The 10,649-nt window shown below is 64.6% G+C and carries 8 protein-coding genes and 1 pseudogene; 5 read left to right on the forward strand and 4 right to left on the reverse strand.

Annotated elements, in window-relative coordinates:
• Nucleotides 1-1,624: DNA mismatch repair protein MutS (gene mutS / locus NW75_RS16700; protein ID WP_033966297.1), on the reverse strand; the 1,624-nt coding region annotated here is incomplete at its 3' end.
• A 76-nt stretch (nucleotides 1,625-1,700) separates the two neighbouring features.
• A complete protein-coding gene (locus tag NW75_RS16705; protein WP_033966290.1) occupies nucleotides 1,701-2,453 on the reverse strand; it encodes an SDR family oxidoreductase in 753 nt (250 codons plus the stop codon).
• A gap of 100 nt (nucleotides 2,454-2,553) precedes the next feature.
• Here NW75_RS16705 and NW75_RS16710 point away from each other — a divergent pair, with 100 nt between their 5' ends.
• From NW75_RS16710 to NW75_RS16720, 3 genes are all read left to right on the forward strand, one after another.
• Nucleotides 2,554-2,940, forward strand: coding sequence for a winged helix-turn-helix transcriptional regulator (locus NW75_RS16710; protein ID WP_033966291.1), 387 nt, complete (start codon nucleotides 2,554-2,556; stop codon nucleotides 2,938-2,940).
• A 59-nt stretch (nucleotides 2,941-2,999) separates the two neighbouring features.
• The gene (locus NW75_RS16715; RefSeq protein WP_033966292.1) at nucleotides 3,000-5,258 is read left to right on the forward strand and encodes an NADP-dependent malic enzyme; all 2,259 of its coding nucleotides are present in this window, start codon (nucleotides 3,000-3,002) and stop codon (nucleotides 5,256-5,258) included.
• 301 nt (nucleotides 5,259-5,559) lie between these two features.
• Complete coding sequence (locus NW75_RS16720; RefSeq protein WP_137902853.1) at nucleotides 5,560-6,489, forward strand: MlaA family lipoprotein; 930 nt, start codon at nucleotides 5,560-5,562, stop codon at nucleotides 6,487-6,489.
• A 103-nt stretch (nucleotides 6,490-6,592) separates the two neighbouring features.
• Here the strand turns inward: NW75_RS16720 and NW75_RS23965 are convergent.
• A pseudogene (locus NW75_RS23965) lies at nucleotides 6,593-7,711 on the reverse strand (sensor histidine kinase); the annotation flags it as partial.
• A 91-nt stretch (nucleotides 7,712-7,802) separates the two neighbouring features.
• Here NW75_RS23965 and NW75_RS16730 point away from each other — a divergent pair.
• On the forward strand, nucleotides 7,803-9,098 hold the full coding sequence (locus tag NW75_RS16730; RefSeq protein WP_033966294.1) for a glycoside hydrolase family 130 protein: 1,296 nt from the start codon (nucleotides 7,803-7,805) through the stop codon (nucleotides 9,096-9,098).
• 40 nt (nucleotides 9,099-9,138) lie between these two features.
• A complete protein-coding gene (locus NW75_RS16735) occupies nucleotides 9,139-9,759 on the forward strand; it encodes a retropepsin-like aspartic protease family protein (RefSeq protein WP_033966300.1) in 621 nt (206 codons plus the stop codon).
• A 40-nt stretch (nucleotides 9,760-9,799) separates the two neighbouring features.
• Here the strand turns inward: NW75_RS16735 and NW75_RS16740 are convergent, their stop codons facing one another.
• Entirely contained in the window at nucleotides 9,800-10,588 is a 789-nt protein-coding gene (locus tag NW75_RS16740; protein WP_033966295.1) for an SDR family oxidoreductase, read from the reverse strand.
• Nucleotides 10,589-10,649: the final 61 nt, after the last annotated feature.

The following is a 10,649-nucleotide window of genomic DNA, read 5'->3' on the forward strand; positions in this document are numbered from 1 at the left end:
CATCCGCGGTCGCCGCCACCGCCTCGCGCCGGTCGAGCGCGGCGGCGATCAGATCCTCGAGATGCGCTGCCTCGGCCGCCAATGCATGGGCACCGGCTTGCGTTACCTTGGCCGCGACTTCGTGCAGTTCGGGCGCGTTGAAGCGCACCGCGCCCGCCATCGTCTGGCGATGGATGAAGCCGCTTTCGGGCTTCATCAGACCATCGGCTGCGCGCGCGGGGACTTCGATATGATAGCCGAGCACGCCATTGTGACGGATCTTGAGCTGGGCGACGCCGGTCCGCGTGCGATAGTCGGCCTCGAGCGCGGCGATCGCGCGCCGGCCGCCCGCGCCCGCATCGCGCAGATCATCGAGCGCGGCGTCATAGCCCGCCGCGATATAGCCGCCGTCCGAGGCATCGATCGGGGGTGACGGCACGAGCGCGCGCGACAGCAAGTCGATCAGCGCGCCATGCCCGCGCAAGCGCGGGGCAAGATCCTTCAGCAGCGCAGGCGGTTGGTCGATCCGGTCGAGCCGCTCGCCCAGCCGCCACGCGCCATCGAGCCCGTCGCGCAATTGCCCGAGATCGCGTGGGGAGCCCCGCCCCGCCGCCAGCCGCCCGAGTGCGCGGCCGATATCGGCCATGCTGCGCAAAGTCCCCCGCAGCGACTCGCGCAGCCCCGAATCCTCGGTAAGCAGCGTGACCAGATCGTAGCGCGCCTCGATCCGGCTCCGTTCCATCAGCGGGGCGCCGAGATCGGCGGCGAGCAGGCGCGCGCCCGCCGCCGTCACCGTGCGGTCGATCGCGTCGAGCAAGCTGCCCTTGCGCGCGCCGCTCGTCGTCTGGGTCAGTTCCAGGCTTTCGCGCGTGGCAGCGTCGATCGCCATGTGCTGGGCGCTTTGCCCGAGGCGCGGCGGGCGCAGGAAGGGCATCGCGCCCTTGGCGGTGTGATCGAGATAGGCGACGAGCCCACCCGCCGCCGACAAGGCGGCACGGTCGAACTGGCCGAAGCCGTCGAGCGTCGCGACGGCATACAGGTCCTTCAGCCGCGCCTCGCCGCGCGCGCTGTCGAACTCGCCGCGCGGGCGCAGCATCGTCGCGAGCTCGGCAAAGCCGCTCGCTTCCGACGCGATGGTCTCCGCCGGGGCGAGCCGGGCGAGTTCGGCACCCAATCCGGCGGCATCGCACGCGATCAGCTCGAACCGCCCGGTCGAAATGTCGGCAGCGGCAATCGCGACCGCACCGCCAACCTCGCCGATCGCCACGCACCAATTGGCGGCGCGCGCATCGAGCAGCGCCTCCTCGGTCAGCGTCCCCGCCGTTACCACGCGGACGATCGCGCGCGAGACCAACGTCTTGCCCGCGCGCTTCTTGGCTTCTGCCGGGCTCTCGGTCTGCTCGGCGATGGCGACGCGGTGCCCGGCCTTGATCAGCCGTGCGAGATAGGCATCGGCGGCATGGACTGGCACGCCGCACATCGGGATCGGCGCGCCGTGATGCTCGCCGCGCGTGGTCAGCGCGATGTCGAGGCAGGCGGCGGCGACCTTCGCATCGTCGAAGAACAATTCGAAGAAATCGCCCATGCGGTAGAACAGCAGGCAATCCGCCGCCTCGGCCTTCAGCGCGAAATATTGCGCCATCATCGGGGTGGGAGCGGGGGTCGGTGCTGGCGCCATCGCCGTCTGATACCGCCCGCCCTCCCGAAAGGAAACCGCCGCGTCAGTGTCGCTGGTTGAGCGCGGCGAACACCGCGTCATACCGCCCCTCGCGCTCGGCATCGCGCAGGAATTTGACGCGCTCGACGGCATTTTCAGGACCGTGCGGATTGGTCTCCAGCAGCGCCATCGTCTCGGCGATATAGGCGTCGAGCGGCATCGAATTGGGGTTTTCGGCATGCCCCGGCATCAGATCGGTCGCGACGGCAGGCGGGGCGATTTCGATCACGTCGATGCCCGTGTCGGCGAACTGCGCCCGCAAGGATTGCGACCAACTGTGGATTGCTGCCTTGGTCGCACTATAAGTCGGCGTCGCCACCAGCGGTACGAAGGCGAGACCCGACGATACGGTGAGGATCGCGGCGTTGGGCTGCTTGCGCAGGTGCGGCAGCAAGGCCGCGGTCAGCCGGATCGGCCCCAGCAGGTTGGTCGCGATCATCGCTTCGGCATCGCTCAGGTCATAGGGCTGCGCGGTCATATCTTCGGCGCGCATGATCCCCGCATTGTGGATCACGACGTTGAGGGCCGGGTGCTCGCTGGCGATCGTGTCGGCGAAGCGCGCAATGTCGGCCGCGTCGGCGACGTCGAGCAAGGCGGTGCTGATTCCCGGCAGGTCGCGCGCCAGCGCGTCGAGCGGCTCGGCACGACGGCCGGCGACGATGACGTGGTTGCCGCGCGCGTGAAATTGCTCGGCGAGCGCACGGCCGATGCCGGTGCCGCCGCCGGTGATGAGGAGGGTGTTGCCGCTGATATTCATGGTTGCTCTTCCCGTTCGATTGTTGACACGGCGCGTAAAAGCTGCGCGTTCGATTGGAAAGTAGGCACGCAAAAGTGCGGTACTTACCGACAGGAAACCAATGGCCGTTTCGCACCAATATCCCGAAAATCTCGATCCGCGCGTCGAGGCTCTGGTCACGGAAGTGATCGGTCGCGTCGCCGACAAATGGACGATGATCGTGCTGGAGGTGCTGACCGAACATGGCGAACTGCGCTTCTCGCGTCTGGCGCAGCTTGCCGAGGGCATCAGCCAGAAGATGTTGACACAGACGTTGCGTCAGATGGAGCGCGACGGCCTGGTGATCCGGACGATCCATCCGGTGATCCCGCCAAAAGTCGAATATCGGCTGACCGAACTCGGTTTCACGCTGGCCGAGGCGTTTTGCGGCGTGTGGGTGTGGGCGGCGGACAATGTCGACCGCATCGCCGAGGCGCGTCGGTCCTTCGATAGTCGTAACGGCAACTAGAGCCGTTCCCATTCTCCCAAACTGTTTCTAAGACGACGCCGATCCAGGAGGCCGCCCCCATGACTGCAGACTCGAACGTCCAATTTTCCGAGCGCGAGGCGCTGCTGTTCCACTCGGAAGGGCGACCGGGCAAGATCGAGATCGTCGCGTCCAAGCCGATGGCGACTCAGCGCGATCTGGCGCTGGCCTATTCGCCGGGCGTCGCGGTGCCGGTGCTGGCGATCGCGGCCGATCCGAGCCTGGCGTATGATTACACCGCGAAGGGCAATCTCGTTGCGGTCATCTCGAACGGCACCGCCATTCTCGGGCTCGGCAATCTCGGCGCGCTCGCGTCCAAGCCGGTGATGGAAGGCAAAGCGGTGCTGTTCAAGCGCTTCGCCGATGTCGACGCGATCGATATCGAGCTGAAGACCGAGGATGCCGACCGGCTGATCGATGCGATCGAGCTGATGGAGCCGAGCTTTGGCGGGATCAATCTGGAGGACATCAAGTCGCCGGAATGCTTCATCATCGAACAGACCTTGCGTCAACGCATGAACATCCCGGTGTTCCATGACGACCAGCACGGCACCGCGATCATTTGCGCGGCGGGGCTTATCAACGCGTTGTTCCTGACCGGCCGTGACATCAAGGACACCAAGGTGGTGATGAACGGCGCGGGCGCGGCGGCGATCGCGTGCGCCGAGCTGATCAAAGCGATGGGCCTGCCGAGCGACCAGTTGACGATGGTCGATCTTGGTGGGGTGATCTACCAGGGGCGGGCCGATATCAATCAGTGGCAGTCGGCGCATGCCGTGGCCACCGAGAAGCGCACGCTGACCGAGGCGCTCGATGGTGCGGATGTGTTCGTCGGTCTTTCAGCCGCCGGGGCGCTGCCGGCGTCGGACCTGCTCAAGATGGCCCCCAAGCCGATCATCTTCGCGATGGCCAATCCCGATCCGGAGATCACCCCGCCCGAGGCGAAGGCGGCTCGGCCCGATGCGATCATCGCCACGGGGCGGTCGGACTATCCGAACCAGGTCAATAACGTGCTTGGCTTCCCGTTCATCTTCCGCGGCGCGCTCGACGTGCGCGCGACGACGATCAACGATGAAATGAAGCTGGCGGCCGCGCGCGCGCTGGCGGCGTTGGCGCGGCAACAAGTGGCCGAGGAAGTGGCGGTTGCTTACGGTGTGCGCCACACCTTCGGCCCCGATTACATCATCCCGGCACCGTTCGACCCGCGGCTGATGGAAATCGTGCCGGTCGCGGTGGCCAAGGCGGCGATGGATTCGGGCGTTGCGACCAAGCCGATCCTCGATCTGGAGGCCTATCGCCAGACGCTGAAGGCACGGCTCAACCCGACCACTTCGGTGCTGACGCTCGCGTATGAAGGTGCCAAGGCACATCCCAAGCGGGTGTTGTTCGCGGAAGGCGAGGAAGAAGTCGTGCTGCGCGCGGCGATCGCGTTCAAGGACGGCGGTTACGGCACGCCGGTGCTGGTCGGCCGCGATGATGTGCCCGAACGGTTGCGCGCGCTCGGCGTCAATGATCCCGACAGCTATGAATTGCACAACAGCCGCAATTCGCCGCTGGTGCCGCGCATGGTCGACTTCCTCTACGAACGACTGCAGCGGCGCGGCTATCTGCGGCGCGACTGCGAGCGGATGATCAACCAGGATCGCAACATCTTCGGCGCGGTGATGCTGCAACTGGGCGAAGCCGACGCGATGATCACCGGCATCACGCGCACCTATGCGCATACAATGCGCGAAATCCGCCGTGTGATCGATCCCGAGGCGGGGCGCACCCCGTTCGGCATTCATTTGATGGTCGGGCAAAGCCACACGGTCTTCATGGCCGACACCACCGTGAACGAGCGCCCCAATGCCGAGGAACTGGCGGATATTGCCGAGCAGACGGCGCTCGTCGCCAAGCGCATGGGGCATGAGCCGCGCGTCGCCTTCCTCAGCTATTCGACCTTTGGCAACCCCGAAGGCAATTGGCTCGACGATATCCGCGCGGCGGTGAAGGTACTCGACAAGCGGCAGGTCAGTTTCGAATATGAAGGCGAAATGGCACCCGATGTCGCGCTCAACCCCAAACAGCTTGCCAATTATCCGTTCGCGCGCCTCTCGGGGCCAGCCAATGTGCTGATCATGCCGGGGCTGCAATCGGCCAATATTTCGGCCAAGTTGCTCCGCGAATTGGGCGGCGATGCAGTGATCGGGCCGATGCTCGTCGGGATGGAGAAATCGGTGCAGATCGCGCCGATGACCTCGACCGCGAGCGAACTCGTCACTCTGGCGGTGCTGGCGGCGGGCGGTATCGCCCGATAATGCAGCGATAGCGATGCCGGACGCGGGGCTTTTCTTATGGGAAGGCCGCCGCTTCCTGCTGCGCGCGCTCGCCACGGGCGCGCTCGACGAGAGATTTCGGAAAGCCCTAAAATAGAATTGAGGATTTTTGCTTTTGGTGTCGTCACACACATAACGGGGGATTGGCGTATTCCATACTGACCCGTCGGCACGACATTAGGAAACGACAATTGGCGTCTTCCCAAAGAGTACGGCAGGGGAACCCGATCGCCGGTTTTGCGTGTCTTGAAGCCTCTTACGCGTGCCCGGCAGGAGCGGATTTGTGAGCATTCCGATCTGGGTCACAGCGATGCTGGCGACCAGCACGCCGGTGGACGATCGCGACCTGCAGGTCACTCAGCCCGAACAGGTTGTGGCGGCCAGCATGCTGGCGTCGCCGACGGTGCCGCTCGCCGATCCGCAGACCGCAAGCCTTGTCGCAACCGACGAAGCGGCAGTGGTGTCGGCCGCGCCGCCGCCGATGGAAGAGCCGCAAGACATCGTCGTTACGGCCCGTTCGCGAAATACCGCAAACGACCCTATCGCTGCGATCAACACCGAATCCTTCAAGGCGACGCAGGAGGTCGACCGTGCCTTTGTCGGGCCGCTGGCGCTGGCTTATAAGCACAGCGTGCCAGTGCCGGTCCGCAGCGGCATCCGCAATTTCCTGTACAATCTGCGCGAGCCGATCGTGTTCGTGAATTTTCTGCTCCAGCATAAAGCGGGCAAGGCCGCCGAGACGCTGGGGCGCTTCGTCGTCAATTCCACCGTCGGGGTCGGCGGCCTTTTCGATATGGCCAAGCGTCGCCCGATCCATTTGCCGCGGCGCCCGAATGGCTTTGCCGACACGCTCGGTTTTTACGGCGTGAAGCCTGGGCCTTTCCTGTTCTTGCCGCTGATAGGGCCCACCACGCTGCGCGATTTGGTGGGGGATGCGGTCGATCGGCTGGTGCTGCCGCTGGGGGTTGGAAAGCCCTTTAACAGGGCCGCCTTTACTCTGCCGGTCAGCGTCCTCGGGGTGCTTGACCGGCGCGCTGAGAATGACGAACTGTTCCACCAGCTTCATAACGGACCGACCGACCCGTATGTGGCGACGCGGACCTTCTATCTGCAGCGGCGTCAAGCCGAGATCGACGCTCTGCATGGCAAGTACCACGTCGTACCGTTGCCGCCCCCGCCACCGTCGGCAGCAGGGGCCAACGCCAAGCCTTAAATGGCGGGTGCCGCTTCGGCGGGGTGTCCGCCGACAAATGGTGCGCCAAGGTTACCCGGGTGCCCGGGTCCGCGTCCGACACGGTGACGCTGGCATCCATCTGTTTGGCAAGCGCCTGCACGATATTCGTGCCCAACCCGGCCTTGGAAGGGCCTGGCTGCTTTGTAATGCCGATCCCGTCGTCGCTTACCGAGAGCGACCAGTCCGCGCCGCTACGCATATAATCGACCGCGATCTTGCCGTGTCGTCCATCAGGAAACGCATGCTTGAGCGCGTTGATCACCAGCTCTGTCACCACCAGACCAAGGCTGACCGAAATATTGGCCTGGACCTGTTCGCGGGCACTCGTCACTTCGATCGAAATCTGCTCGTGATCGTGGATCATCGATGCCCCGATGCTCTCGCACAATTGGTGAAGGTACGGACCGACATCGACCTTGTCGAGCGATGCGACCGCCAGTTGCCGCTGGACCGCAGCGACCGACATCACGCGGCTGTGGGCATCCCGCAAATGGCCGCGGACCTCTTCCGACTGAACCTTGCGCGCGCTCTGCAGGAGCACACTGGCGATGATCTGCAAACTATTGGCGACGCGGTGCTGCAACTCCTGCAGCAACACGCTCTTGTCATGAACCAGGCCGTCATTCACCTTTTCCGCGATGCGGGCTGCGGTAACGTCGGAGATGGCGAGCAACAGTCGGGGTTCGGCCCCGGCACCGTAACTCAGCTTATGCGCGTTCAGGACCAGACACCGCGTGGCAAGGCCGGAGCGCTTCAAGTCGAATTCGTAATTTTTGACTTCGGCGAGTCCCGACGCGGTTGCCTTGAGGAGCGACTGAAGTTGCGGGATGGCCCATTCGCCGTCGCCCAGATCGGCAAAGGTCTTGCCGACGATCGTTGCGGGATCGATGTCGAAGGCTTCGCAAAAGGCGTCGCTGGCGATAATGACAGCGCGGTTTCCATCCAGCAGCAGCACCGGGGCGTGCGAGGAGCCGACCACCGCCAGCGCGAGTTTTAGGCCGAGTTCGGCATCGGGTGAAACGGCAGACGGCATCGGAACCCTTTCGGTCCCGGACTTTCCGTGTGAAAGCAAGTCGGGCGCGGCCACAATCAACCGGTATAGCCGTGTATCACGCGCGCCCCGATTCCCAGCACCAATTCGTGTGCGAGCCAATCGAGTAGCGTTCGCGTTCCGGATTTGTGGCCGCCGTCCCAATGGCATATGGCGACGACCGGCATTGGATCGTCGGCCACGCCCGCACGTTCAGGCGGCTCCGCTGCGGTATCGCGGCGGGCGGATAGGAAGGATTGCGATGGCGGATGTTCAGCTCAGACTTGACCATAGCAGCATCATTTTGCGGCCTGACCCATCGCGAACGGTGGTGCGACCGTTTTCTCTCGAATATCCGGCGCAATTTCAGCGGGAAGGGCATAGCCGCGCACAGGCCATCGTCGACCGCGTCCTGACCCTGACGGGCGACGCATTGACGGCGGAGCTAGCGTTGATCGTGGATTCGCTGGATGAGCGCCACCGCGACGTCGATGCGATGTTGCTGCGGCGCTACGATGAGGTTGCTGCCGCTTTGCCGGTGCCGCCGGTGGCCTCGGAAGGCCAACGCCGCTTGATCGGCGCGTATTTCAGCGAAGAATTTTCATACGAAGCTGCGGCCTTGTTCAACCCGAGTGCAGTCGTCGCGCCCGACCAGAGTGGCCTCGAAGATGGCGCGGTGCGCTTCGTCCTTTCGCTACGCGGAATTGGGGAAGGGCATGTTTCTTCGGTCGCATTCCGCACGGGCAACTGGGTGCCGGGCGGTGCGCTCAAGATCGATTTGCCAAGCTTGGTCGCGGTGCCGCCGATTATCGAGGGTACGGATGTCGATGCCGGGGCGGTGGTGATGCTCCGCTGCGGTGGCAGCCGGGATATTTCCGAGACCGTGCTGTTTCCGGTGCTGCCGAGCCAACGCCAGGGAATCGAGGATTTGCGGCTCGTCCACTTCACCGAGGAAGATGGCAGCACCACCTATTACGGGACCTACACCGCCTTCAGCGGTGCGGCGGCGCGCCCGGAATTGCTGTCGAGCGATGACTTTCGCAGTTTCACGATGCGGGCGCTAACGGGCGATGCGGCGGGGGCTAAAGGCATGGCGCTGTTTCCGCGCCGCGTCGGCGGGCGGTTCATGATGCTCGGGCGGCAGGATAGCGAAAGCATCTGGCTGCATGCCTCCGACGACATTCTGCATTGGGCGGGCGGCGGCAAGATCGTCTCGCCGCGTTACCCGTGGGAGTTTGTGCAGATGGGCAATTGCGGCTCGCCGATCGAAATCGACGAGGGCTGGCTGGTGTTCACCCACGGCGTCGGGATGGTGCGCAATTACTGTGTCGGCGCTTGCCTGCTCGACAAGGTCGATCCGTCGCGCCTGCTGGCGCGCACGCCCGCGCCGATCCTTACGCCAAGCCCGCTCGAGCGCGACGGCTATGTGCCCAATGTGGTGTATAGCTGTGGCGTGCTGGCGAAAGGGCGCGATCTGCTGATCCCGTATGGCGTGGCCGACAATTTCACGGCGTTCGCCACGACCACGGTCGACCAATTGCTCGCGGCGATGGCCTAGTCAGCCTTCATAAAGCCGCGCCCGTTATTATATTCGGGTGGTGAACACGCTTCCTGATCTTGGGCCCCAGGGCTCGCTCTATCTGCTGGTCATCGCTGTCGTGGCGGTGATGGTTCTGGCGCGGCGCGTGCCGGTGATCGGGCGGTTCCTCGCTTTTGCGGTGACCGCCGGATGTATGGTGCTGGTCGCGTTGCTGGTGATGGAGCGCGCGCCGCTCGACCCGACCTTCGCCCGCGTGGCGCAGCGGTTCGAGCTGGGCGGGCAGCGCGTGGTGGGCAAGGAGATGCGCGTGCCGATGGCGGCGGACGGGCATTTCTGGGTGCGGGTGAAGCTGGGCGGGATCGAACGGCGGATGCTGGTCGATAGTGGTGCCACGGTCACCGCGATTTCGGCCGATACCGCCGCCGCAGCGGGGATCGAGCCGAGCGATTCGCTGATGCCGGTAATGATGCAGACCGCCAATGGCACGGTGGCGGCGCAAACCGCGACAGTGCCGGAACTGCGCATCGGCAATGTCGTCGCGCGCGATTTGCCGGTGGTAGTGTCGCCCGCCTTTGGCGACATGAACGTGGTGGGGATGAACTTCCTGTCGCGCCTCAAATCCTGGCGGGTGGAGGATGGGGTGATGATCCTGCAACCGCATCACCCCCAAACGGCCTGATTTCCCTCCCCCTTGGGTCGGGGAAGGGAAGGGGCCCGGATTAGGCGTCGATGCTCGTGCCCAGCGCCGCATGGACCAGCCCGCCATCGACGGTGATCGTATCGCCCACCACATAATCGCCCGCGCGACTGGCGAGGTAGATCGCGGCACCCGCCATATCCTCATCGACGCCGATACGCTTGGCGGGGATGCTCTGTGCGATCGCTGAACCGTGGTCGCGTGCGGCCTTGTTCATCTCGCTGGCAAAGGCACCGGGCGCGATCGAAGTAACGTTGATATGATCGGTGATGAGCCGCGCCGCCATCCGCTTGGTGAGGTAGATCAGCGCCGCTTTCGACGCCTGATAGCTGTACGTCTCCCACGGGTTCAACCGCTGGCCGTCGATCGAGGTGATGTTGATGACCTTGGCGGGTCGCCCGGCGCTCGCGGCGGTTTTCAGCGGGGCGTGCAGCGCCTGGGTCAGGAAGAAGGGCGATTTGACGTTGAGGTCCATCACCTTGTCCCAGCCTTTTTCCGGGAAGATCTCGAACGGTTCGCCCCAGGCCGCCCCCGCATTGTTGACCAGGATGTCGAGCCGATCGGTATGTTCCGCCAGTTGTGCGGCGAGCGCCTTGCACCCGGCCACCGTCGACACGTCCTGCGGCAGCGCGATGCATTTCTCGCCCAGTTCCGCCGCAGTTTCGAAACAGGCATCGGCCTTGCGCGACGAGATATAGACGGTCGCGCCTTGTGCGATGAAGCCGGTCGCGATCATCTTGCCGATGCCGCGCGAGCCGCCGGTGACGAGGGCGATACGGCCGTCGAGCCGGAATAGGGTATTGGTGTCCATGTTTCTTCCTTCTTCTCCCTCTCCCGCTTGCGGGGAGAGGGTCGGGGAGAGGGGCCGTCAT

The organism is Sphingomonas sp. Ant H11 (assembly GCF_000797515.1).
In the GTDB taxonomy this organism is placed as follows: domain Bacteria; phylum Pseudomonadota; class Alphaproteobacteria; order Sphingomonadales; family Sphingomonadaceae; genus Sphingomonas.